Source organism: Streptomyces fildesensis, assembly GCF_016107395.1.
Classification (GTDB): Bacteria; Actinomycetota; Actinomycetes; order Streptomycetales; family Streptomycetaceae; genus Actinacidiphila; species Actinacidiphila fildesensis.
This window is the reverse complement of the sequence record NZ_JAAIKO010000013.1, coordinates 13807-38365: the sequence shown is the minus strand read 5'-3', so window position 1 is coordinate 38365 and position 24559 is coordinate 13807. Positions and strand designations below refer to the sequence as shown.

Below are 24559 nucleotides of genomic sequence, written 5' to 3'. Positions count from 1 at the left end.
CCCCATGAGCCCCGGCGAGAACGGCGAGGCCCCCGCCCGCATCCTGATCGTCGACGACGAGCCCGCCGTACGCGAGGCGCTGCAGCGCAGCCTCGCCTTCGAGGGCTACGACACCGCCATCGCCGCCGACGGCATGGCGGCCCTCGACCAGGTCGACGGCTACCGGCCGGACGCGATCATCCTGGACGTCCTGATGCCCCGCATGGACGGCCTCACCACCGCCCGCCGGCTCCGCGCCACGGGTGTGACCGTGCCCATCCTGATGCTCACCGCCCGCGACACCGTCGGCGACCGCGTCACCGGCCTCGACGCGGGCGCCGACGACTACCTCGTCAAGCCCTTCGAACTCGACGAACTCCTCGCCCGCCTCCGCGCCCTGCTGCGCCGCAGCTCCTACGCGGCCGCGGCGGCCGCAGCCGACGAGGACAACGCCCTCACCTTCGCCGACCTCCGCATGGACACCTCCACCCGCGAGGTCACCCGCGCCGGCCGCCCCGTCGAACTCACCCGCACCGAATACACCCTGCTGGAGATGTTCCTCGCCCACCCCCGCCAGGTCCTGACCCGCGAGCAGATCCTCAAGTCCGTCTGGGGCTTCGACTTCGAGCCCTCCTCCAACTCCCTCGACGTCTACGTCATGTACCTCCGCCGCAAGACCGAGATCGACGGCCTCCCCCGACTCGTCCACACCGTCCGCGGCGTCGGCTACGCGCTGCGGGCGCCGGACGGCAAGTCATGAAGCGGTTGCCACTCCGTTCGCGGTTGGCGATCCTCACGGCGGCCGCGGTGGCGGTGGCGGTGGCCGCGGTGGCACTCTCCTGCTGGCTGATCACGAAGCAGCAGCTCACGGAGCAGCTGGACCGGTCGCTGCGCCAGGCCGACGCGGTTCCTCAGATCTCGCGATCGATCAACCAGAACGGATGCTTGGCCACCCCGCCGGTGCAGGACGTCGGCCCGGGGCGATATCCGTTCATCAACACGAACAACACATCCGCCCAAGTGGTCCAGCCCAACGGCAAATCGTGCTGGGTCGAGGGCACCGCAGCCTTCCCCGTGACGAAGGTCGACCAGGCCATCGCCGCTGATCCCCTCAAGCCCGATGGCACTCCGCATGCCGTCACCCACAATGTGACGACCGCGGACGGTACCGAGCTGCGCGTCTACACCATGGGCACCAACCTGGCCCTCGGCCGACAGCCGCTCGCCCTGTCCGTGGCCCGCCCGCTGTCCGAGATCACCGACCCCCTGAACACCCTCGCCTGGGTCCTGCTCGCGGTCGCCGGCATCGGCGTCCTCGGGGCCGGCGCCGCCGGATTGCTGATCGCCCGGGCCGGGCTGAAGCCGGTCGACCGCCTCACCGAGACCGTCGAGCACATCGCACGGACCGAAGACCTCAGCGTCCGGATCCCCGTCGAAGGGGAGGACGAGATCGCACGGCTCTCAGAATCGTTCAACGCGATGACGGCCGCACTGGCATCGTCCCGCGACCGGCAGCAGCAGTTGATCGCGGACGCGGGGCACGAGCTCCGCACCCCGCTCACCTCCCTCCGCACCAACATCGAACTGCTGGAGCGCAGCGAGGCCGCCGGGCGGCCCATCCCCCCGGCGGACCGTAAGGCGCTGCTGGCGAGTGTGAAGGCGCAGATGACGGAGCTGGCGGCGCTGATCGGCGACCTTCAGGAGCTCTCCCGCCCTGACGGGGAGCCCACGCTCCAGGTGGTGGCCCTGCACGAGATCGCGGAAGCCGCGCTGGAACGGGCCAGGCTGCGAGGGCCCGATCTGGCGATCCGGGCCGAGCTGGCGCCCTGGTACGTCCGCGCGGAGCCGGTCGCTCTGGAACGCGCGGTGGTGAACCTGCTGGACAACGCGGTGAAGTTCAGCCCGCCGGCCGGCTCGGTCGAAGTACGGCTGGACCACGGCGTGCTGACGGTCCGCGACCACGGCCCCGGTATCCCCGAGGACGAACTCCCGCACGTCTTCGAGCGCTTCTGGCGCTCCCCGTCCGCCCGCAGCCTGCCCGGCAGCGGCCTGGGACTGTCCATCGTGGCCCGCACCGTCCAGCAGTCCGGCGGCGAGGTGAGCCTCCGCCCGGCCGGCGGCGGCGGCACCGTGGCCACCGTCCGCCTCCCGGGCGCCCCCATGGCCCCGCCCGGCCTGACATGAACCGGGACGACCACTGGCGTCGTCAGGCCTCCGCCACATCCCAGCCCCGATGCGCGGCAACATCGGGGAGCGCACGGGTGATCTCAGCGGCCAGCTCACGGCTGACCTCACGCAGCCGGGTCAGATCGAGATCGCCCGTGCCTCCCGACCCGTTGTCGCGGATCGCTTCGAGGACCGTGCGCTGAGCGTCCAGGGCGGCGGTGTGCAGCGAGCCCGGTTCCGGCAGCGGGTCACCGGCTCTGACGACGCGCGGCACGCTACCGGCGAGCACCCAGTCGAATTCGGAGAGCACCGTCTCCACCGTCTGCCCTGAGAGTTCGCCCTTGCCCGGGTCAGGTCTCATGGAGGCGGCGAGAGTTCCGGCGATGAGGGCCAGGGAGTGTCCGGCATAGAACTCCTGCCGGTCGGAGTCGTCCTCATCCAGCTCCGGTGCGACCTCCAGCTCCTCCAGCGCTTCCACGCAGTCGTCCTCGTCCGCCCGGCCACCGGCAGCCTCCCAGCACAGTTCGAGCAGTTCCTCGAACCTCTCCTGGAATTCGGCGTTCCCCAAACCCCTGTAGAGCGACGCCGCCTGCTCCGCGCAGGAGGCGCAGAAGGCCACGATCGATTGATCCGAGGCTTGCCTCATCGGCTCGATCACATCGATGTACCGGCTCACGTGCTTGTCAGTCCTCTCTGGACCAGAAGAGTGTGAAGGGGGAGTTCTGCGCGGCGTCCAGATCCAGGACGTGCCAATCCGTCGGACGATTCGTCATGCCATGCCCCCCGTGCATCGAAGTCCCGTTGCGCGCACGTCACTCTGCAGTCATATGACCTTACTGACCCATGCGCGAACCCTGCGACCCCGAGCAGCAGAAGGCCCGGGTCGCGGAAGGATGTCCTTCCGCGACCCGGGCCCCTGTCGCGGCTAAGCCCGCGTCTCCCAACTCCACGTTGGGCGGTGCTACTTGACGACCGTGATCCGGTCAGCCGCCGGAGGCACAAGCGGCGCCGCAGCCGACGAGTTCGCCGTCAGGTAAGCATTGAGCGCGGCGAGGTCGTCCCCCCCGACGAGCGGGTTCTTCCCAGCGCCAAGAGCAGCGAACCCGTCCCCGCCACCCGCCAGGAACGAGTTCATGGCGACGCGGTAGACACCGGCCGGATCGATCGGAACCCCACCGAGCTTCACGGTGTCCGCGACGACGCGGTCCGCGCCCGTCTTCGTCAGGTCGAGCGTGTACGTCAGCCCCGACGAAACCTGCAGGATCTTCGGCGAAGCCTGGTTCGCCCCGCTGACCTGCTGCTGCAGAGCGGTGATGACCTGAGCGCCGGTGAGATCCGCGAGGTTCACCGTGTTGCTGAACGGCTGGACGGCGAAGCCCTCCCCGTACGTGACGACGCCGGGGCCCTCGGTACCCGAGGGCGCGTAGACGAGGTCGGTGCGGATGCCACCGGGGTTCATGAGCGCGATCGATGTCTTGGGGTCGAGGGTCTTGCCGTAGGCGAACTGCGCGTCGGCGATGACGTCGCCGAGCGGCGACTCGTTGCCGTCGGCGTCGTTCGCCTTGACGTCCGCGCTGATGTAGCCGACCGTGCGGTTCGCGACCGGGGCGGCCAGCGCGCGCCAGTGGTCGACGAGCTTGGTGAGGTCCGCGGCCTTCGGCTGGACGCGGTCCACGACGTGGTTGGAGCCCTTGACCGACGTGCGGACGATGTCCTGGGTCCTGCGGTCGTACTTCATGTCCAGCTCGGTGAAGAGCCGGCCGAACGAGGACGCGCTCGTCACCAGCCGCGGGTTGCCGGCCGGGTCGGGGATGGTGCAGACGTAGGCGTTGTGGGTGTGGCCGGTGACGAGGGCGTCCACGTCGGCCGAGGTCGTCTTGGCGATGTCGACGATGGGCCCGGACATCCCGGAACCGGCGCCGCCCGCATCGCAGTTGTAGTTGTACGCGGGCGACGCGGGGAAGCCGCCCTCGTGGATGAGCGCGACGACGGCGTTGACGCCCTTGCGCTTCAGTTCCTTCGTGTACTTGTTGATCGTCTCGGCCTCGTCGAGGAACTTGAGGCCCTTGACGCCGTCGGCGGAGACGATGTTCGGGGTGCCCTTGAGCGTGACGCCGATGAACCCGACGCGCACGCCGTTCACGTTCTGGATCGAGTAGGGCGCGAGCAGCGGCTTGCCGGTCTTCTCGTTGACGACGTTCGCCGAGAGGATCGGGTAGTCCGCTCCCTTGAACTTCCGGCCCTTCTCGTAGCAGCCGTCGGTCGGGTGGCAGCCGCCGCTCTGCAGGCGCAGCAGCTCGGTCCTGCCCTCGTCGAACTCGTGGTTGCCGACGCTGGTGACGTCCAGGCCGAGCTTGTTCATCGCCTCGACGGTCGGCTCGTCGTGGAAGAGCCCCGAGATCAGCGGGCTGGCCCCGACGATGTCACCGGCGGCGACGGTGATCGAGCGGTCGTGGCCCTTGCGGGCGGTGCGCAGGCTCGACGCCAGGTACTCGACGCCACCCGCGTCGACGGTCTTCGTGGTGCCGTCGGCCTGGAGTTCGGTGACCCGGCCGGACGAACCGGCGGGCGGCTCCAGGTTGCCGTGGAAGTCGTTCAGCGCGAGCAGCTGGAGGTCGACGGTGCGGCTGTCGTGGCCGCCGCCACCGTGGCCGTTGCCGCCGTGACCGCCACCGTAGCCACCGTGGCCGCTGTGCGCGGGCGCGGCGGCGGCGAGCGCGCCGATGGCCGCGAGCCCCGCGGCCGCGGCGGTCAATCTACGTGCCAGAGACATGGGTTCCCTCTGAGTCCTCAAGGTAAAGAGCCGTCCAGGTGTGGCCGATTCGGGGAGCCTAGGGTCAACGCGCGTAGCGCGACAGGCGTTCGAGGGTTAAAAGCTGATTTCGACTCGCGGAACTCCGCGGAGCTCCAGCGGCCGGCCGACCGTCCCGCCGACGCACCGTCCCAGAATGCGAAACACCCTGTCTCACCATGCAGTACGGCGGCATAGTTGTGTCCACCACCGACCGAGGAGGCGCACCCAGCGATGCAGACGCCCAACTCCCCTCAGCCACCGGCCCGGACGCTCCCGCCGACGTCCCCGCTGACGCCCCCGCAGGCGAAGCGCTGGCTGATGCTCGCCCTGGGAACCGCCGCGCAGACCTCGGCCTGCGCGTTCGTCTACGCGATCCCGTCCCTCGCCGACGAGCTGCGCTCCGCGGAGCACCTCACCCTCACGCAGGTCGGCCTGCTGGCCGCCTGCCCGACGGCGGGGCTGGTGCTGGCCCTGATCGCCTGGGGCGCCGCCGCCGACCGCTGGGGCGAGCGCATCGTCATCTCCTCGGGGCTGGGGCTGGCGGCCGTGCTGCTCGGGGTGGCCACGACGATCGGCTCGATGACCGCGTTCGGCCTGGTCCTCGCCTTGGCGGGCGCGGCCTCGGCCTCCGTCTACTCGGCGAGCGGCCGGCTGGTGATGGGCTGGTTCGGCGCCGGGGAGCGCGGGCTGGCCATGGGCATCCGGCAGACCTCCACCCCGCTCGGGATGGCCATGGCGGCGCTGACGATGCCGCCGATCGCCGCCGCGTACGGGGTGCGGGGCGCGATCGCGTTCCTCGCCGCGCTCTGCGGGGTGATCGCGGTCCTGATCGCCGCGTTCGCCGCCGACCCGGCCCGCGCCGCGAGGAGCGCGGGGACGGCCGTCCGTACCGCCAATCCGTACCGCGGTTCGAAGGTGCTGTGGCGCATCCACGGCTCCGGCGCACTGCTGGTCGTCCCGCAGTTCACGGCGGGTGCCTTCGCGCTGGTGCTGCTGGTCGACGCACGCGGCTGGTCGCCGGTCGCGGCCGGGCAGCTGGTGGCGCTGGGCCAGGGGCTGGGCGCGGTCTCGCGGATCGTCGTGGGCCGCTGGTCGGACCGGGTGGGCAGCCGGATGCGGCCGATGCGGCAGCTCGCCCTGATCACCGCCGCGGTCATCGGGGCCACCGCGCTGACCGCGGCCTTCCCGTCCCCCCTCACCGACGTCGCCCTGGTCCTGGCCATCGGCATCACGGCCAGCACCAACGGGCTGTCCTTCACCGCCACCGCCGAGGGCGCCGGGCCCGCCTGGTCCGGACGCGCGCTGGGCATCCACAACACCGGCCAGAACCTGACGGCCGCCCTGGTCCCGCCCGTCATCGGCGCCCTGATCACCGGCGCCGGCTACTGGCCCGGCTTCGCCGTCGCCGGAGCCGCGGCCTGCCTCGCGGCCGTCCTCGTTCCCTCCCGTGATCCGGTGGCCGGCGGAGCGGACCTGTCCACGGCGCATACCACCGCGTTCGCAGGTGCCGGGGACACCTCCCAGCGGTAACGGGGGAGCCTCGCAAGCCTTCCCCGCCTTCGGCGGGGGCGCCCGTCCACCAGGCGATGCCTGGGCCCCACTATCCGCCGGACAGGCTCTACGCTCGGGTTCATGACCGACGCCGCGCAGCCCAGCACGCCCACCCGCCGGATCGAGACCGTGGACGCGCTCGCGCCCGACACCGCGCGGGACGTCCTCGCGCTCCTCGGCGAGGCGGCGGCGGCCGACGGGCAGTGGGCGGTCTCCGAGCAGGGCCGGCTCAATCTGCGCGGCGGGGCGCGCCCCGGGGTGCGGCACCTGCTGCTGTACGTGGGCGACGAGCTGGCCGGCTACGGGCAGCTCGAGGACACCGACCCGGTCGAGCCGCCCGCCGCCGAGTTCCTCATCAGCGCCGCCCGCCGCGCGCACGGCCACGGCCACGCGCTCGGCCGGGCGCTGCTCGACGCCAGCGGCAAGCGGCTGCGGGTGTGGGCGCACGGCGGCCACCCGGCCGCCCGGCACCTGGCCGTACAGCTCGGGCTGAGCCTGTTCCGGGAGCTGCGGCAGCTGCGCCGCCCGCTCGACGGCGGCCCCGCGCTGCCGGAGCCGGTGATCCCGGCGGGCATCACCGTACGGACCTTCGTCCCCGGGCAGGACGACGCCGCCTGGCTGGCGGTGAACGCGGCCGCGTTCGCCCACCACCCCGAGCAGGGCTCGCTCACCCAGCGTGACCTGGACGACCGCGAGGCCGAGCGGTGGTTCGACCCGGCGGGCTTCTTCCTCGCCGTCCGCGGGGACGACGTCGTCGGCTTCCACTGGACGAAGGTGCACCGCGCGGACCGGCTCGGCGAGGTCTACGTCGTCGGTGTCCACCCGGACGAGCAGGGCAGCGGCCTGGGCAAGGCGCTCACCGCGATCGGCCTGCGGCACCTCGCGGACCAGGAGAAGCTGCCCACCGCGATGCTCTACGTGGACGCGGACAACATCCCGGCCGTCACCGTCTACGAGCGGCTGGGCTTCACGACCCACGAGACCGACCTGATGTACCGCACGGAGAGCTGATCGCGAAGGACCGTACGCCGTCCCCGATGTACCTCACCGCGGGGGACGCGGCCCGCCCGACACCGGACCGGAATCGTTCCGAGCCGGTACTGAGACTTTGTGCACCACGGAGTCGCCCCCCGCTGTCCGGCCCGTCATGTTCTCGTTACCGCTGATTCAGACTGGCTTGCGAGCATCACGGAATGCAGCCCGCTGCCCCTCCCCCCAACCCGCAGCACCCCCCACCGCCCGACCTGCCGCTTTCCCGTTCGGCACGGGACAATGAACGGACGGCCCCAGGGCGCTCCCCGAGGGCTCCCGGCAAGCCGTACGACGTGTTCGACGTGCCGGAACCGGAGGAGGGCTCGTACTCCATGGCCTCGATGAATCAAGCCGGTGTCCCCGGTCAGCCCAAGGGGACAGGCACGGTCAGCACCGCTTTCCGACCCCAGTTCGTCCCCGACGTGGAGGCCGCTGTCGGCCCCGCCTCCGAGGGCGAAGCCGACGGTGATCTCCCCCAGGGCCGCTTCCTGGACCGCGAGCGCAGCTGGCTCGCGTTCAACGAACGCGTGCTGGAACTCGCCGAGGATCCGGCCACGCCGCTCCTCGAACGGGCTAACTTCCTCGCGATCTTCGCGAGCAATCTCGACGAGTTCTTCATGGTCCGGGTCGCCGGCCTCAAGCGCCGCATGGCGACCGGTGTCGCCACCCGTTCGGCCTCCGGCCTGCAGCCCCGCGACGTACTGGACCTGATCCTCACCCGGTCCCGCGAGCTCATGGCCCGGCACGCCGCCTGCTTCCAGAACGACATCGCACCGCAGCTGGCCGACGAGGGCATACACGTCATCCGCTGGGCGGAGCTGACGGAGAAGGAGCAGGCCCGCCTGTTCACCCTCTTCCGGCAGCAGATCTTCCCCGTGCTGACCCCGCTGGCCGTCGACCCGGCGCACCCGTTCCCGTACATCTCCGGCCTGTCCCTGAACCTGGCCGTCGTCGTACGGAACCCGGTCTCCGGGCACGAGCACTTCGCCCGGGTGAAGGTGCCGCCGATCCTCTCCCGCTTCCTCGAGGCGAGCCCGCAGCGCTACGTCCCGCTGGAGGACGTCATCGCCGCGCACCTGGAGGAGCTCTTCCCCGGTATGGAGGTCCTGGACCACCACATGTTCCGGGTCACCCGCAACGAGGACCTGGAGGTGGAGGAGGACGACACCGAGAACCTGCTCCAGGCGCTGGAGCGGGAGCTGATGCGGCGCCGCTTCGGGCCGCCGGTGCGCCTCGAAGTGGAAGAATCGATTGCTCCGCGGGTGCTCGACCTGCTCGTGCACGAGCTGAAGATGAAGCACACCGAGGTCTATCCGCTGCCCGGCCCGCTCGACCTGACCGGGCTGTTCGCGATAGCGGGCCTGGACCGGCCGGAGCTGAAGTACCCCAAGTACATCGCCGGCACCCACCGCGACCTGGCCGAGGTCGAATCGGCGTCGGCGCCCGACATCTTCGCGGCGCTGCGCGAACGCGATGTGCTGCTGCACCACCCGTACGACTCCTTCTCGACCTCCGTCCAGACCTTCCTGGACCAGGCGGCGGCCGACCCGGACGTACTGGCGATCAAGCAGACGCTGTACCGCACCTCCGGCGACTCCCCGATCGTGGACGCGCTCATCGACGCTGCCGAGGCGGGCAAGCAGGTCCTCGTCCTCGTCGAGATCAAGGCCCGCTTCGACGAACAGGCCAACATCAAGTGGGCCCGCAAGCTGGAGGAGGCGGGCTGCCACGTCGTCTACGGCCTGGTGGGGCTGAAGACGCACTGCAAGCTGTCGCTCGTGGTCCGCCAGGAGGGCGACACGCTGCGCCGCTACAGCCACATCGGCACCGGCAACTACCACCCCAAGACCGCACGGCTCTACGAGGACCTGGGGCTGCTCACCGCCGACCCGCAGGTCGGCGCGGACCTCTCGCACCTGTTCAACCGGCTGTCGGGCTACTCGCGCCGCGAGGTCTACAACCGGCTGCTCGTCGCGCCCCGCAACCTCCGCGACGGTCTGGTCTCCCGGATCATGGAGGAGATCACCCACCACCGGGCCGGCCGCCCGGCGTACATCCGGATGAAGCTCAACTCCATCGTCGACGAAGGAATCATCGACGCCCTCTACCGCGCCTCGCAGGCCGGTGTGCCCGTCGACATATGGGTACGCGGTATCTGCGCGGTCCGGCCGGGTGTCGCCGGGCTCTCGGAGAACATCCGGGTCCGCAGCACCCTGGGCCGGTTCCTCGAACACTCCAGGGTGTTCATCTTCGGCAACGGTGGCGAACCCGAAGTCTGGTTCGGCAGCGCCGACATGATGCACCGTAACCTCGACCGCCGCATCGAGGCGCTGGTCAGGGTCGCCGACCCGGCCCACCGCGCCACCCTCAACCGCCTGCTGGAGACCGGGACCGCGGACGACACCGCGTCCTGGCACCTCGCGGCGGACGGGAACTGGACCCGGCACAGCACCGGCCCCGACGGGCAGCCGCTGCGCAATGTCCAGGAGATGCTCATCGACGCCCGGAGGCGCCGGCGTGGCCCAGCGACACCGTGACACCGCGTACGCCCAGGCCGGCCAGCCGGCAATCGTCCTCGACGGGAAACCGGCCGGCGGGGCCGCCCTCGGCGCGCTGAGCGCCGGGGAGGTGGTCTCCGGCTACCTCCATGAGCAGGCGTCCACGTTCCTGCGCGCGCTCAGCCAGAGTGCCCAGGCCGACGACGAAGGTGCCGCCGCCAGCCTGCTGCTGCGCCGGTCCGCCCGCCGGATCGCCGCGACCCTGCACACGTACGGCACGCTCACCGACCCCGGCTGGGCCGATCCGCTGCGCACCGAGCTCGGCTGGGTCTCGACGTCCCTGGCCCACGAGCACCAGTACGCCGCCCGGCTCGCGCGGCTGCTGTCCGCCCTGCACCGGCTGGCCTCGGAGCCCGACCGGCCGGCCCTCGACACCGGCGACCCCGGCAACCCCGGCAACCCCGACGACCCCGCCCTGCCCGAGGAGCCCGCCCTCGGCTCGCAGGGGCCGCTGGCCATCGGGGCGGCCCGCGCGGGCGCGCTGCTGGAACGGCAGCTGACGCTGGCGCGCACCCGGGCGCACTCCGCCGCACTGCAGGCGCTGGGCTCGTCGCGGTTCCACGCGGTGGCCGACGCCGTCGCCGTACTGGCCTCCGAGGTGCCGCTGTCCGCGGCGGCGGACGCACCCGCCACCGTGCGGCTGCCCCCGCTCGCGGGGCTGGCGCACCAGCGGCTCGCCGAGGCGGCGGCCGCGCTGCCGCTGGCGCGGGCCGGGCACCCGTACAACGCCGACGCCGTGCGCGCCGCGCTCGGCCCGGAGCTGTCCAGCGACCTGCAGGACGCACCGTGGCACCAGGCCCGCACCCTGCTGCGGCTCAGCCGCTACGCCGCCGAGGTCTGCCCGCCGGACGAACCCGGCGCCCGCGGCTCCGACGGCTCCGACGGCGGTCAGGGCCCGGACGATCAGGACGCCGGCGCCGGTACCCGTGCCGGTGAGAGCCTGCACGACCGGCTCAAGGACGCGGCCCGGCTGCTGGAGGGGCACCGGGAGGCCGCCGAGTCCGCCAATGCCGTGGCGACCGCCGCCCGCACCCCGCGGATCGCCCCGGCGACCGCGTACGCGCTGGGCGTGCTCCACGCCGACCAGCGGCAGGAGGTCGAGGCGGCCCGCTTCGCCTTCGCCCGGCTCTGGCAGCGCACCTCCGTACCGTCCGCCACCACCGTCCCAGCTGTCCCCGTTACCCCCGCCGTCCCCGGTTCGAGGTGAGCCACGATGCTGCGTTCCCCGGGGGAACAACCCCCCGTCCTGGCCGCGGGCGCGGTCCTCTGGCGCCGTTCGCCCCATGACGACGGCGTGGAGATCGCGCTGATCCACCGCCCCAAGTACGACGACTGGTCGCACCCGAAGGGCAAGCTCAAACGCGGTGAGGACCCGGTGGCCGCCGCGCTGCGGGAGATCCGCGAGGAGACCGGCATGGAGTGCGTGCTCGGCGCGCCGTTGCCGACCGCCCGCTATCTCGCCGACGGACGCCCCAAGGAGGTCCGCTACTGGGCCGCCGAGGCCGTCAGCGGCACCTTCGCCGTCAACGACGAGGTCGACCGGCTGGTCTGGCTCCCCCCGGCGGCGGCGCGCAACCGCCTCACGCACGAGCGCGACCGCCCGCTCGTCGACGCCATGCTGCGGACCGTACGGCCCGGCGCCGCCCGGCGGCGCTAGGGCGCGTGCCAGGCGTCGTGGGCCAGGCGGGACTTTCGCAACACGCCCTGGCCGACCCGGCAGCCCGACCCACCCTGACCAGGGCTTTCCCGGACCGGCACCACGCGTCCCAGGACTCCCACGCGCCCCTCGGAGCGCCGTCGGCGACAGGCCGCCCCGCACTGATAGACGAGGTTCACCTTGCGTTCACCCTCTCCCGTTGGTCGATTCACTTCCTCTGCATAATTTCGGCCTTACCGGTGAGCATCACGCTGTGCCGGGTGGATGCAGACCTCCATACCTCTGCTTCGCCGTCCACCGGCGGGCTCCTGGAAGGAACACAGAAGGTGAAGCTTTCCCGTAACAGCGGACTGCGCGCCCTGACCGTCGGCGCGGTCGCGGTTTCCAGCGCGTTGGTCCTGACCGCCTGTGGTTCCGACAACAACGCTTCGCCTGGCGACACCAAGACCTCGGGTGCCGCGAAGAGCTCCATCGCGTGCGCCAAGGGCGGTCAGCTGCTCGCCTCCGGCTCCAGCGCGCAGAAGAACGCGATGGACGTGTGGGTCAAGAACTACATGGCGGCCTGCCCCGGCACGAACATCAACTACAAGAGCTCGTCCTCGGGCGAGGGTGTCACCCAGTTCAACCAGGGTGCCGTCAGCATCGCGGGTTCCGACTCCCCGCTGAAGCCCGAGGAGATCACCGCCTCGAAGACCATCTGCAAGGGCGGCCAGGGCATCGACCTCCCGATGGTCGGCGGCCCGATCGCGATCGGCTACCACCTGCCGGGCGTCGACAACCTGGTCCTGGACGCGCCGACCCTCGCGAAGATCTTCAACTCGACGATCACCAAGTGGGACGACGAGGCGATCAAGAAGCTCAACCCGACCGCCAAGCTCCCCAGCAGCAACATCCAGGCGTTCCACCGCTCGACGGACTCGGGCACCACGGACAACCTGACCAAGTACTTCAACGCGACGGCCAAGGCCGAGTGGCCCTACGAGCACGCGAAGGCCTGGAAGGGCAAGGGCGGCCAGTCCGCCCCCGGCTCCGCCGACATCGCCTCGAACGTGAAGCAGGCCGAGGGCACCATCGGCTACTTCGAGCTGTCGTTCGCCACCGCGAACAACCTGCAGACGGTCAAGCTCGCCACCGGCGCCGCTGCCCCCGTCGCGGCCAGCTCGGAGAACGCCTCCAAGGCCATCGCCGAGGCCAAGGTCACCGGCACCGGCACCGACCTGTCGCTGAAGCTCGCCTACGACACGAAGGCCGAGGGCGCCTACCCGCTGGCCCTCGTCACCTACGAGATCGCCTGCGACAAGGGCAACAAGGCCGACACGCTCGAGCTCGCGAAGTCCTTCCTCACCTACATCGCGAGCGAGGACGGCCAGAAGGGCCTCTCCTCCATCGGCTACGCCCCGCTGCCGACGGAGATCGCCACCAAGGTCCGCGCCCAGATCGCGACCCTCTCCTAGTACGCGCGGCCGGCCCCGTACCGCACGGGGCCGGCCGCACATCCGGTGCACCGCCGCCGGGGGAGCCATCCCCCACCCAGACCGGAGAACCTCATGGACATAACACCGACGGACAGCGCACTGCCTCCCCCCTCCCGGGGTTCTGTCACCCGCATCGGGGACCGCGTGTTCAGCGGTCTCGCCCGCGGGTCCGGCATCTTCCTCCTGGTCGTCATGGCCTCGATCGCGGTCTTCCTCACGATCCGCGCGACGCACGCCATCTCCCAGGACCACGCGAACTTCTTCACCAGCTTCGAATGGGACGCCAACGCGACCCCGCCGGTCTTCGGCATCGGCGTCCTGATCTACGGCACGATCGTCAGCTCCGTGATCGCGATGGCCCTCGCGGTCCCGATCGCGGTCGGCATCGCGCTGTTCATCTCGCACTACGCGCCGCGCCGGCTGGCCACCCCGCTCGCCTACGTCGTCGACCTGCTCGCCGCGATCCCGAGCATCATCTACGGCCTGTGGGGCGCGATCTACCTCGTGCCGCACCTGAAGGGCCTGAACCTCTGGCTCGACGAGTACCTCGGCTGGACCGGAGTCTTCGACAAGACCGACCCCGAGGGCGCGGCCCGTTCGCTCTTCACCGTCGGCATCCTGCTGGCGATCATGATCCTGCCGATCATCACCAACGTCAGCCGTGAAGTCTTCCGGCAGGTGCCGAAGATGCACGAGGAAGCGGCGCTCGCGCTCGGCGCGACCCGCTGGGAAGTCATCCGGATGTCGGTGCTGCCGTTCGCCCGCTCCGGAATCATCAGCGCCTCGATGCTCGGCCTCGGCCGCGCACTGGGCGAGACGATGGCCGTGGCCACGGTCCTGTCGGCCTCCCCGGTGCTGTCCGCGAAGCTCCTCGACCCGGTCGGCGGGACCTTCGCGCAGAACATCGCCGCCAAGTTCGGCGAGGCGTCACCGTTCGGACGTGACGCGCTGATCGCCTCCGGCCTCGTCCTGTTCGTCATCACGCTGCTGGTGAACGGCGCGGCCCGCCTGATCATCGCCCGCCGCAAGGAGTACTCGGGGGCCAACGCATGAGCCACACCATCGCCGACAAGGCGCCCGCCGCGGTCCCGGCGACCCGCCGGCTGTCGCAGCGCCGGATGCCCCGCTGGGCACCGGCCGCCATCGCCGCCGCCGCGATCCTGCTCGGTATCGGCATCGGCCTCGCGGCCGGGCTGGAGAGCCGGATCCAGTGGGGCATGATCGCGCTGCTGCTCTTCGTGGCCGGCACCTACGCGGTGACCACGGCCGTCGAGGGCCGCCGGCAGGCCAAGGACCGCGTCGTCACCAGCATCGTCTGGGCCTGCTTCATCGTGGCCATCGTGCCGCTGTACTCGCTGATCGCGACGACGATCTCCAAGGGCCTCAAGGTCCTGAACGGCGACTTCCTGAGCCACTCGATGGGCGGGGTCATCACGATCCAGCCCGGCGGCGGCATCTACCACGCGATCATCGGTACCATCGAGCAGGTCGGCATCGCGACGCTGATCGCCACCCCGATCGGTCTGCTGACGGCGGTCTACCTGGTCGAGTACGGCAAGGGCAAGCTCGCCAAGGCCGTCACGTTCTTCGTGGACGTCATGACCGGCATCCCGTCGATCGTCGCCGGTCTGTTCATCCTGACCGTGTGGGTCCTGATGCTCGGCAACGGCCCGTCCGGCTTCGCCGGCTCGATGGCCCTGACGATCCTGATGCTGCCGGTCGTGGTCCGCTCGACCGAGGAGATGCTCAAGCTCGTTCCGAACGAGCTGCGCGAGGCGTCCCTCGCGCTGGGCGTCCCGAAGTGGCGCACCATCCTCAAGGTGGTCCTGCCCACGGCCATCGGCGGCATCACGACCGGCGTCATGCTGGCCGTCGCCCGCATCACCGGCGAGACCGCGCCGATCATGCTGCTGGTCTTCGGCAGCCAGATCATCAACAACAACCCCTTCGAGGGTGGTCAGTCCTCCCTGTCGTACTACGTGTTCGAGCAGTTCCAGAACGGCAACGACGCGTCGTACGACCGAGCCTGGGCCGCGGCCCTGGTGCTGATCGCCTTCGTCATGATCCTGAACGTGGTGGCTCGCGGCATCGCCCGCTGGAAGGCCCCCAAGACCGGTCGCTGACGCGACCAACCCAGCGACCTCTGATGGAGACCCCACCATGGCGAAGCGCATCGACGTAAGCGGCCTCTCCGCTTACTACAGCAACCACAAAGCGATCGACGACATCTCGATGACCGTCGAGCCCCGTTCCGTGACGGCCTTCATCGGCCCGTCCGGCTGCGGCAAGTCCACCTTCCTGCGGACCTTGAACCGGATGCACGAGGTCACCCCCGGTGGCCGCGTCGAGGGCAAGGTCATGCTGGACGACGAGAACCTCTACGCGTCGGGCGTCGACCCGGTCGCGGTCCGCCGGACCGTCGGCATGGTCTTCCAGCGCCCGAACCCGTTCCCCACCATGTCGATCTTCGACAACGTGGCGGCCGGCCTCAAGCTCAACGGCATGCGCCGCAAGAGCGAGCTGGAGAACGTCGTCGAGAAGTCCCTCAAGGGCGCCAACCTCTGGAACGAGGTCAAGGACCGGCTCAACAAGCCCGGCTCCGGCCTCTCCGGCGGCCAGCAGCAGCGACTCTGCATCGCCCGCGCCATCGCGGTCGAACCGCAGGTCCTGCTGATGGACGAGCCCTGCTCGGCGCTCGACCCGATCTCCACCCTCGCGATCGAGGACCTGATCGGCGAGCTGAAGGCCCGCTTCACGATCGTGATCGTGACGCACAACATGCAGCAGGCGGCGCGCGTCTCCGACCGCACGGCCTTCTTCAACCTGTCGGCCATCGGCCAGCCCGGCAAGCTCATCGAGCTGGACGACACCGAGCGGATCTTCTCCAACCCGTCGGTCCAGGCCACGGAGGACTACATCTCCGGCCGCTTCGGCTAGGCCGGTACCTGAGCCGTCCTGCGGTGCTGCATGGCGGTGCCACCGCAAGGCGAAGGGCCCGCCCCCGTGAGGGGGGCGGGCCCATTCCTTTTGCCGTTCCGGGTTGTGCAGGTCAGAAGACCCGTACTCAGAAGACCAGTGCTCAGAAGTCCAGTGCTCAGAAGATCAGTGCGACGATCCAGTAGCTGACCGCGGCGACGACGGCCGCGGCCGGCATCGTGATGAACCAGCCGGCCACGATGTTCTTGGCGACACCCCAGCGCACGGCCTTGACCCGCTTCGTCGCGCCGACACCCATGATCGCCGAGGTGATCACATGCGTCGTCGAGACCGGGGCCTGGAAGACGTACGACGTCGTGTAGAGGATCGAGGCGGCGGTCGTCTCGGCCGCGAAGCCCTGCGGCGGGTCCAGTTCGATGATGCGGCGCCCCAGCGTCCGCATGATCCGCCAGCCGCCGGCGTAGGTGCCGAGCGAGAGCATCGCCGCGCACGCGAACTTCACCCAGGTCGGGATCGAGTCGCCGTTCTGCACATCAGCGATGGTCAGGGCCATCACCACGACGCCCATCGTCTTCTGCGCGTCCTGCAGACCGTGGCCGAGCGCCATCGCCGCCGCCGAGACCGTCTGCGCGATCCGGAAACCGCGCTTGGCCTTGTGCGGGTTGGACTTACGGAACATCCACAGGATGGCGAGCATCACCAGATAGCCGACCACCAGGCCGACCACCGGCGACAGGAACATCGGGATGACGACCTTCTCGACCACACCCGACCAGATGACGGTGATGCCGCCCGCGAGGGCCGCGCCGACCATCCCGCCGAACAGCGCGTGGCTGGAACTCGACGGTAGTCCGAAGTACCAGGTGACCAGGTTCCATACGATCGCGCCCACCAGGGCCGCGAACAGGACGGCCATCCCGGACCGCCCCTGCGGCGTCTCGATGAGCCCCTTGCTGACCGTCTTGGCCACGCCGCTGCCGAGGAAGGCACCGGCCAGGTTCATGACGGCGGCCATGGCGAGCGCCGCCTTCGGCGTCAGCGCGCGCGTCGACACCGACGTGGCGATGGCGTTCGCCGAGTCGTGGAACCCGTTCGTGTACGTGAATCCGAGCGCGACGCCAATGGTCACGATCAGTGCAAAGGTGTCCACAGAAGGTCAGGACTCCTTGACCGCGATGGTCTCCACGGTGTTCGCGACATGCTCGAACGCGTCCGCGGCCTCTTCCAGTACGTCCACGATCTGCTTGAGCTTCAGCACGTCCATGGCGTCGTACTTGCCGTTGAACAGGTGTGCGAGCAGCTTGCGGTGGACCTGGTCCGCCTGGTTCTCCAGGCGGTTGATCTCGATCCAGTACTCGGTGAGGTTGGACATCGTCCGCAGGTTCGGCATCGCCTCGGCGGTCAGCACCGCTGCCCGCGCCAGCACCTCGATCTGCTGCTCGACACCCTTCGGCAGCTCGTCCACCTGGTAGAGAACGACGAGGTCGACGGCCTCTTCCATGTAATCCATGATGTCGTCGAGACACGACGCGAGGTTGTAGATGTCCTCACGGTCGAACGGGGTGATGAAGGAGGAGTTCAGCTGGTGGAAGATCGCGTGGGTCGCGTCGTCCCCCGCGTGCTCCGCCGCCCGCATCCGTTCGGCGATCTCGATACGCGTGGCCGAATCGGCCCCGAGCAGTTCCATGAGGAGCTTCGAACCTGTGACGATGTTGTCCGCGGATGCGGCGAACATGTCATAGAAGCTCGTCTCCCTGGGGGTCAGACGAAAGCGCACGTGAGGTCCTCGGGGTGCATCGGATTCGGTCTCGTCAGGTCTCGTTGATGCTAGGCGCATCATCCGGCCACGGCTAACCGGCGTCACCCAGTGTCGCCCATCGGACAGACTGCCCCTCACCGGGGCCACTCCCCCAGCTAACGCTGGGAGGTGCCCCCATAAGGCACCGATCGGTAAGATATACCCACCAGGGGTATTTTCGGGCAGGGAGAACGGGATGACGACCACCGAGACCGACCAGGCCGACGAGACCGCGGAGGCCGCGCCGAGCGCTTCGGCACCGCACAGCCCGCCCGGCCCGCACGGCTACAGCGACCACAAGGACGCCCACCTCAAGCGGCTCCGCCGGATCGAGGGTCAGATCCGCGGGCTCCAGCGCATGGTGGAGGAGGACGTCTACTGCATCGATGTCCTCACACAGGTTTCGGCCAGTACCAAGGGCCTGCAGTCGTTCGCCCTCCAGCTGCTGGAGGAGCACCTGCGGCACTGTGTCGCCGCGGCCGCCGCCGAGGGCGGGCCGCAGATCGACGACAAGGTCGCCGAAGCGACCGCGGCCATAGCCCGGCTGCTGCGCACCTGAGCCCCGGCCGGCAGCCGGGCCCGTAGCGTTCCCACGGACCCGGCCGGCGACCGAGACGAATATCTCCACGGTGGTCCGGTGCTGCGGTCATGCGGTACTGAGCTTGTTCAGTGCTGCGGTTCTTCGGTGATGCGGTCGTTCGGTGATGCGGTCGTTCGGTGGTTCAGTTCGGGCGCCGGGCCGCCTGTGCGGGGATCCGCACCGACTGAAGCTCCGTCGTCCGGTCCACTTCGAGCACCTCGTCGATCCGGGCGAAGCTCAACCGCTCCTCACCGGCGGCGGAAGCCGCGATCATCAGCTCGCCGCACAGCTCGATCTCCGCGAGGGCCACGAAGTCCTGACTCGACCCGTTATGCGTAGACATGTGCGTTTCGCGAGACAAAGCCACGTGCACCACCTCCTCGTCCTCGAGCAGTGGCCGGTTTCATCGGCCACTGGTCAGAGTAGGCACCCGCACACGGTCCGCGCATGGCACGGAAGGACCATTTCGCCCACCGTCATTTCGGAGGTGCAGTAACGATCTTCCCGTTGTAAATATCGGCCGGTTTCGGCAGAACGACGGTCACCGGCGTACCGAACGCGTCGAACAGCGTGATCGACGTCACCGTCACATCGCTCGGCGCGGACGGCTTGGCCGCACCCGCTGTACCCGCCGCACCCGCCGTCCCGCTGAAGGTGAAGCGCTGGCTGACCTTCCGCGGCCGCCCCTGCGCGTCGAGGTACACATCGAACGGCACCTGCGTCACGGAGAATCCCTTGGCCGCCGCCGCGAGCGGCTGCCGGGTGGCCGGCGAGGCACCGCGGGCCGCGCGGGCGATGTCCGTCACTCCCCGGAAGTGCCGCACCTTCACCCCGTGGAACATCTCGTCGCCGACCAGCTCCACCTGCTGCGCCCCGCGCAGGAGTTCGGCCGCCGCCAGCGGATCGGTCGCACCGCCGGTCACGAGGTTGCCGTCGGACAGCTGCGTGGTGTCCACCCGCACCCACTTGTCGACGGGCACGCCGGCGCCGCGGTCCTTCATGTACAGCGAACCCGGCGTCATCAGCTCGGTGACCGGGCGGTGCTCCTCGGCCCCGGCGGCGTCCTTGGGGAGGGTGACCCGCAGCTCACCCTGGCCCTTGCCGTAGTCGAACCCGCCGGACCCGGTGATCACCACCCGGGTCCCGCCGCTCGCCATCTCCATCGACGTGCTGACCTTCGAACTCCCGGCCCGGATCAGGGCGTCGGCCGACCGGCGCACGGATTCGCCGGAGTCCGCGCCCGGTCCGTCGGCCGCCGCGCCGTCCCCGGCACAGCCGGTCAGCACCGTCACCCCGCACACGAACCCCGCCGCGGCGGCGGCCGTCACCATCCGCCTGCGCTGCATCACCATCGCCCGCTACCCCCTGGGAATCCCGCCACCGGCCTCGCCCGACTAACGACGGGCCGCCCGCCCCCGTAACGGCGCCCGCCGCGAACCGCGGGTGACGCCCCGGTCGCACGGGAGCGCGCGGGGAGCGGCCACCGGCCGCGAGCGCAGGGAAGCAACCCCTCCACGACCGCTCCCCCGTCCCGTACCGTGGTTGTGTGCTCATCCAGTCCGCCGCCGCCCCGTCCGGAACCCACCACACGACGGTCACCGACCGGGGCTCCTTCGCCAGCGCCCGCTGTTCCTGCGGTTGGAAAGGCCCCGCCCGCCGCGCCCGCGACCGCGCCCGCCGGGACGCCGAGGCGCACACCGGCGGCTGACGCCCCCGGCGTCCCCCGGCCCGATCTTCCCGATCTTCCCGACCTGAACTCCCCGGCCCCGCACCACTCGCGGCGTTTCCGGCACCTGCTGCCCCTTGCGTACCGCATGCGGCGGGTAGGAGGGTGAGCAGTCGCCCGCCGACGGCGGGCCCCGGGCAGGAGGCTGCGGCCGTGAACCGACGAGATGCGCTCCGCGCCGGATACGGCGTCGCCGCGTCGACGTGGCTGGCCGGCTGCAGCACGGGCGACAGCGCCGACGCGAAGCCGCCGGGTCCTTCCGGCACCCCGGCCCCCACCACCCCGAGCGGGACCGGCACCTCCACCACCCCCGGTTCACCGCCGGACTGGCCGGCCCTGGCCAAGGGCCTGGGCGGCGCGCTGATCCGCCCGGACGACAGCGCGTACGACGCGTCCCGCCGGCTCTACAACACCCGCTTCGACGGGCTGCGCCCCGCCGCCATCGCCTACGCCTCGGGCCCGGACGACATCCGCGAGTGCCTGGACTTCGCACGCCGTTCCCGGTCGGTCCGGCTGTCGGTAAGGAGCGGCGGCCATTCGTACGGCGGCTGGTCCGGCGGCGGCCAGGACCACCTCGTCCTGGACGTGTCCCGGCTCAACGCGATCAGCACCGGCGGAACAACCGCCACCGTCGGCGCCGGCGCGAAACTCATCGATGTGTACTCCCGCCTCGGCGAGCACGGCAGGACCGTCCCCGCAGGCTCCTGCCCCTCGGTCGGCGTTTCCGGTCTCACCCTCGGCGGCGGCCATGGCGTACTCAGCCGCTCGTACGGTCTGACCTGCGACAGCCTCACGGGCGCCACCATCATCACCGCCGACGGCAAGCAGTTGGACTGCGACGCGACCACGAACTCCGACCTCTTCTGGGCGCTGCGCGGCGCGGGCTGCGGCAACTTCGGGGTCGTCACCGAGCTCCGCTTCGCGACCCACCCCGCGCCGTCCGTCGTGACGGGGTACGCCACCTGGCCGTGGAGCCGGGCGGCGGCCGTCGTCCGGGCCTGGCAGGAGTGGGGACCCGACCAGCCGGACCACATCTGGTCGGCGCTCCACCTGGAGGGGCCGGCGGGCGGCTCTCCGACGGTCTCGCTCGCCACCCTGTCGACCGGCTCGCGGAGCGATCTGGCCAACGCCGTCGACCGGCTCGCCGGGACCGCGGGAGGCGGATCACCCTCCTTCTCGACGCACCCGCGCTCCTACATGGAGGCGATGTTCTCGTACGCCGGCTGCTCGGGCCTGACCACCGCCGAGTGCCATCTGCCGCCCAAGGGCCGGCTGCAGCGCGAGACGTACACCGCCCGTTCGGACTTCTACGACCACTCGCTGTCGCCCGCGGGCATCCAGGCCCTGCTCGGCCAGGTCGAGCGGCTCGGCTCGCTCTCCGGCGGCGGCGCCGGCAGCGTGGCGCTGACCGCCCTGGGCGGCGCGGTCAACCGGGTCGACCCCGGCGCGACAGCGTTCGTGCACCGCCGTTCCCGTTTCCTGGCGCAATACATCGCCTCGGACGCCCTCAGCCGGACGAGCTGGCTGGACACGCTGTACGGGGCGATGCGCCGCTACGCCTCGGGCGCCGCCTACCAGAACTACGCCGACCCGGCCCTGAAGGACTGGCGCCAGGCCTACTACGGCAGCGCCGCGGCCCGTCTGACGGAGGTGAAGAAGAAGTACGACCCGGACCGGCTCTTCGACTACCCGCAGGCCGTGTAGGCCCGCTGCGGGCCCCGGTGCCGGCGGGCCCCGGTGCCGGCGGGCTCAGGCGGCCGGCGGGCTCAGGCCGCCAGGTCCTTGTCGTACGCGGTGGGCATCGGGTACGCCCCACCCCGCCGCGCCGGGGACCGGACGAGCCCGCGCATCCGGGACCGGCCCATCGCCGCCGTGACGGGCGTCAGCAGCGCCATCGCGAGCGGTGCGAGCAGCAGCGCCGTGGCGGTACCGAGGGCGAAGCCGCCGATCACGTCGGTCGGGTAGTGCACGCCCATGAAGACCCGGCAGAAACCCTCGGCGAGCGCGATCAGTATGGCGACGACACCCACCTTGCGGCTGACCATGAACAGCCCGACAGCCATGGCCATCGTGAGCGTCGCGTGATCGCTCACGAACGAGAAGTCGGACTTCCCCTTGATCAGGACGTCGAGCCCCTCATGGTCCACGAAGGGCCGGGGCCGCTCCACGAGACCGCGCACCGGGATGTTCAGCAGCAGCGCGATGCCGGCGGCGAGGCCGGACCACACCACCCCGGCGACCGCGGCGGGCGCCTGCTCGCTGCGCCGCGCGACCCGCCACCAGCACCAGCCGGCCAGCAGCAGCATGAGCACGATCAGCCCGTACTCGCCGATGAACTCCACGGAGCGGTCGACCCAGTGCGGGGAGTCCTTGGCAAGGCCGTTGATGTCGCGCAGCAGGCCCACGTCAGGGTTCGAGCCGTCGGTTGCGTGCTCTGCCATGTGGTGGTGCCCCTTACCTGGTCCATACTCCGGCCCCGCTGCTGGCCTCCAGGCCATGAACGCCGTTTCTTCGCGCCATTGTCCCTGTGCAACGGCGGACACGGTACGTAGCGTTCCGGTCTCTACCGGATGATCACCAGGAAGTTATCCAAGAGAGATCGGAAAGCGCATCCCCAGGCCAAAGCCTCACGCAGCGCCCGTAGTCGGCAGCGCCTGCGCTCCGTCCTTCGTCACGCGGGTCCCGCCGATGAAGTCCGGCGTGTCGATCTTGTCGAAGCGAATGACCGCGCCGGTGTACGGGGCGTTAATCATGTACCCACCCCCGACGTACAGTCCGACGTGGTGGATCGACCGGGGGTCGTTGAGGTCGGTGGCGAAGAAGACCAGATCGCCGGGCAGCAGTTCGTCCCGCTTCGGGTGCGGCCCCGCGTTCCACTGGTCGTTGGCCACCCGCGGCAGTTCGATGCCGACCGATTCGTAGGCCGCCTTCGTCAGCCCGGAACAGTCGAACCGCCCGCCCTGGTCGGCCGTCCCGTTGCCGCCCCACAGATACGGCGTGCCGAGCTTGCCCTGCGCGTAGTAGATCGCCGCCGCGGCCTGCTGGGACGGCGCCACGCGGCCCACGGGCGCGGCGAAGCTCTTCTCCAGCGTCCTGATCGTCTTCACGTAGTTCTGCGTCTCGCGGTACGGCGGGATCCCGCCCGCGTGGATCACCGCGTACGCACCCGCGTTGTACGCCGCGAGCATGTTGTCGCTGTGGTCCCCCGGCACGTCCTTCACGTACTTGGCCAGCTCGCAGTCGTACGAGGCGGCCGACGGGATCGCGTCCTGCGGGTCCCACACATCCCGCTTCCCGTCCCCGTTCCCGTCCACTCCGTGGGACGCCCAGGTACCCGGGATGAACTGCGCGATACCTTGCGCGGCGGCGGCGCTCTGCGCCCGCGGGTTCCAGCCGCTCTCCTGGTACAGCTGTGCGGCCAGCAGCGCCGGATTGATCTCCGGGCAGAGGTTGCCCCACTTCTGCACGATCGACTGGTACATCGCGGGCACCGAACCCTTGGCGAGCGTGACCGACCCGCCGCTCCCGCCGGCCAGCCCGGCGGCGGCCGAGAACGTTCCGATCACCAGCAGCGCCATGAACGAAAGGCACAGCCCGAAGCCGAGAGTGACGGTGAGCCAGACCTTCTTCGCCATCAGCCATGCCCTCTCAGGAGTGATGCACGGGCTGCGGGGCACCGATGGTGACGGTGCGCCAGACTTTCCGCAGCATTCGTCCGCGCCTTCGTTCCAATCGTTGCCCTACGGTGACGCTCGTGATACACAGAGTAGTCGTCTACGTCCCATCGAACACCGGTCCGTGCAACATTCTGGACGCTGCGGTCCGGATCACACGGGGGATCCGTCGAGAAAGTCGCCGAGTCGACAAGAACCGGTTGACACATCGGCCAAGATAGACCCTGGACCCTTGCGCCCCGGCGAGGGCTCCAACTGACCGAGCGGGGTGGTGAGTTCCATATGTTCTTGGCAGCCACAAAGGGCGACATCAACACCATTATCGGTGGCATCGCCCCCAACTGGGGGCCCTTCGGGTCCCTCGGGAACGAAGCACGCGTGATGATCGAAGTGGTCATGGCGGTAGCGATCCTGCTCTGCCTCGCCATCGCGATCTGGGGCGCGGCCAAACAGCGGATCGGCGCGACAGCCCTCCGCGACACCTTCAGCGCCGAACAGGGCAAGGGCCTGATCATCGCCGGCCTGACCGGCGTGTTCATCATCGGATCCCTCGGCACGCTGTTCACCATCGTCTACGGCATGGCCGTGTAGTCGTGTAGCCCAGAGCCAGCCTGTCCCATGTCCCCGGGAGC

Annotated in this window: 23 protein-coding genes; 15 read left to right on the top strand and 8 right to left on the bottom strand. The window is 70.3% G+C overall.

The features are described 5' to 3' along the window. Window positions 1-4: 4 nt before the first annotated feature. Window positions 5-739 carry a response regulator transcription factor gene (locus C6N31_RS19580; protein WP_138354044.1) on the top strand — a complete coding sequence of 245 codons (735 nt, stop codon included), beginning with the start codon at window positions 5-7 and terminating at the stop codon, window positions 737-739. Then, complete coding sequence (locus C6N31_RS19575; RefSeq protein ID WP_138354043.1) at window positions 736-2163, top strand: sensor histidine kinase; 1428 nt, start codon at window positions 736-738, stop codon at window positions 2161-2163. Before C6N31_RS19580 ends, C6N31_RS19575 begins: the two co-directional genes overlap by 4 nt. Window positions 2164-2185: 22 nt before the next feature. Here the strand turns inward: C6N31_RS19575 and C6N31_RS19570 are convergent, their stop codons facing one another. Both C6N31_RS19570 and C6N31_RS19565 read right to left on the bottom strand, forming a co-directional pair. Continuing rightward, a complete protein-coding gene (locus C6N31_RS19570; RefSeq protein ID WP_198357921.1) occupies window positions 2186-2821 on the bottom strand; it encodes a hypothetical protein in 636 nt (211 codons plus the stop codon). 285 nt (window positions 2822-3106) lie between these two features. After that, window positions 3107-4918: a bifunctional metallophosphatase/5'-nucleotidase gene (locus tag C6N31_RS19565; RefSeq protein WP_198357920.1), complete on the bottom strand. Its 1812-nt coding sequence runs from the start codon at window positions 4916-4918 to the stop codon at window positions 3107-3109. 252 nt (window positions 4919-5170) lie between these two features. Here C6N31_RS19565 and C6N31_RS19560 point away from each other — a divergent pair, with 252 nt between their 5' ends. The 9 genes from C6N31_RS19560 to pstB all read left to right on the top strand — a co-directional run bounded on the left by C6N31_RS19560 (window position 5171) and on the right by pstB (window position 16149). Then, entirely contained in the window at window positions 5171-6469 is a 1299-nt protein-coding gene (locus tag C6N31_RS19560; RefSeq protein WP_138354040.1) for an MFS transporter, read from the top strand. 102 nt (window positions 6470-6571) lie between these two features. Continuing rightward, complete coding sequence (gene mshD, locus C6N31_RS19555) at window positions 6572-7501, top strand: mycothiol synthase (RefSeq protein ID WP_138354039.1); 930 nt, start codon at window positions 6572-6574, stop codon at window positions 7499-7501. 353 nt (window positions 7502-7854) lie between these two features. Beyond that, on the top strand, window positions 7855-10059 hold the full coding sequence (locus C6N31_RS19550) for an RNA degradosome polyphosphate kinase (RefSeq protein WP_381587313.1): 2205 nt from the start codon (window positions 7855-7857) through the stop codon (window positions 10057-10059). Further along, window positions 10040-11287, top strand: coding sequence for a CHAD domain-containing protein (locus tag C6N31_RS19545; protein ID WP_381587305.1), 1248 nt, complete (start codon window positions 10040-10042; stop codon window positions 11285-11287). The genes C6N31_RS19550 and C6N31_RS19545 overlap by 20 nt, the downstream gene beginning before the upstream one ends. Before the next feature lie 6 nt (window positions 11288-11293). After that, entirely contained in the window at window positions 11294-11737 is a 444-nt protein-coding gene (locus C6N31_RS19540; protein WP_138358489.1) for an NUDIX hydrolase, read from the top strand. A gap of 326 nt (window positions 11738-12063) precedes the next feature. After that, window positions 12064-13191 carry a phosphate ABC transporter substrate-binding protein PstS gene (gene pstS, locus C6N31_RS19535; RefSeq protein ID WP_138358487.1) on the top strand — a complete coding sequence of 376 codons (1128 nt, stop codon included), beginning with the start codon at window positions 12064-12066 and terminating at the stop codon, window positions 13189-13191. 93 nt (window positions 13192-13284) lie between these two features. Next, the gene (gene pstC, locus C6N31_RS19530) at window positions 13285-14265 is read left to right on the top strand and encodes a phosphate ABC transporter permease subunit PstC (protein ID WP_138358485.1); all 981 of its coding nucleotides are present in this window, start codon (window positions 13285-13287) and stop codon (window positions 14263-14265) included. Next, the gene (gene pstA, locus C6N31_RS19525; RefSeq protein WP_138358483.1) at window positions 14262-15335 is read left to right on the top strand and encodes a phosphate ABC transporter permease PstA; all 1074 of its coding nucleotides are present in this window, start codon (window positions 14262-14264) and stop codon (window positions 15333-15335) included. Before pstC ends, pstA begins: the two co-directional genes overlap by 4 nt. Before the next feature lie 37 nt (window positions 15336-15372). After that, the gene (gene pstB, locus C6N31_RS19520; protein WP_138358481.1) at window positions 15373-16149 is read left to right on the top strand and encodes a phosphate ABC transporter ATP-binding protein PstB; all 777 of its coding nucleotides are present in this window, start codon (window positions 15373-15375) and stop codon (window positions 16147-16149) included. A gap of 157 nt (window positions 16150-16306) precedes the next feature. On the opposite strand, the gene C6N31_RS19515 is transcribed toward pstB, so the two are convergent. Further along, window positions 16307-17299: an inorganic phosphate transporter gene (locus C6N31_RS19515; protein ID WP_138358479.1), complete on the bottom strand. Its 993-nt coding sequence runs from the start codon at window positions 17297-17299 to the stop codon at window positions 16307-16309. Window positions 17300-17305: 6 nt separating this feature from the next. Further along, complete coding sequence (locus C6N31_RS19510; RefSeq protein WP_138358477.1) at window positions 17306-17926, bottom strand: DUF47 domain-containing protein; 621 nt, start codon at window positions 17924-17926, stop codon at window positions 17306-17308. 217 nt (window positions 17927-18143) lie between these two features. On the opposite strand from C6N31_RS19510, the gene C6N31_RS19505 reads away from it, so the two are divergent. Continuing rightward, window positions 18144-18506: a metal-sensitive transcriptional regulator gene (locus C6N31_RS19505; protein ID WP_138358475.1), complete on the top strand. Its 363-nt coding sequence runs from the start codon at window positions 18144-18146 to the stop codon at window positions 18504-18506. 163 nt (window positions 18507-18669) lie between these two features. Here the strand turns inward: C6N31_RS19505 and C6N31_RS19500 are convergent, their stop codons facing one another. Together C6N31_RS19500 and C6N31_RS19495 are read right to left on the bottom strand one after the other, a co-directional pair. Then, entirely contained in the window at window positions 18670-18870 is a 201-nt protein-coding gene (locus C6N31_RS19500; protein ID WP_138358473.1) for a hypothetical protein, read from the bottom strand. A 133-nt stretch (window positions 18871-19003) separates the two neighbouring features. Beyond that, on the bottom strand, window positions 19004-19879 hold the full coding sequence (locus tag C6N31_RS19495) for an SCO4651 family lipoprotein (RefSeq protein ID WP_138358471.1): 876 nt from the start codon (window positions 19877-19879) through the stop codon (window positions 19004-19006). 194 nt (window positions 19880-20073) lie between these two features. Here C6N31_RS19495 and C6N31_RS19490 point away from each other — a divergent pair, with 194 nt between their 5' ends. Continuing rightward, a complete protein-coding gene (locus C6N31_RS19490; protein ID WP_198357918.1) occupies window positions 20074-20235 on the top strand; it encodes a hypothetical protein in 162 nt (53 codons plus the stop codon). Window positions 20236-20406: 171 nt separating this feature from the next. After that, window positions 20407-21957, top strand: a complete 1551-nt coding sequence (locus tag C6N31_RS19485) for an FAD-binding oxidoreductase (RefSeq protein WP_138358469.1) — start codon at window positions 20407-20409, stop codon at window positions 21955-21957. Window positions 21958-22019: 62 nt separating this feature from the next. On the opposite strand, the gene C6N31_RS19480 is transcribed toward C6N31_RS19485, so the two are convergent. Continuing rightward, on the bottom strand, window positions 22020-22694 hold the full coding sequence (locus tag C6N31_RS19480) for a phosphatase PAP2 family protein (protein ID WP_138358467.1): 675 nt from the start codon (window positions 22692-22694) through the stop codon (window positions 22020-22022). 186 nt (window positions 22695-22880) lie between these two features. Next, entirely contained in the window at window positions 22881-23888 is a 1008-nt protein-coding gene (locus C6N31_RS19475; RefSeq protein ID WP_138358465.1) for a C40 family peptidase, read from the bottom strand. Between the two features lie 321 nt (window positions 23889-24209). Between C6N31_RS19475 and C6N31_RS19470 the strand changes: the two genes are divergently transcribed. Then, window positions 24210-24518 carry a DUF8827 family protein gene (locus tag C6N31_RS19470; protein WP_138358463.1) on the top strand — a complete coding sequence of 103 codons (309 nt, stop codon included), beginning with the start codon at window positions 24210-24212 and terminating at the stop codon, window positions 24516-24518. Window positions 24519-24559: the final 41 nt, after the last annotated feature.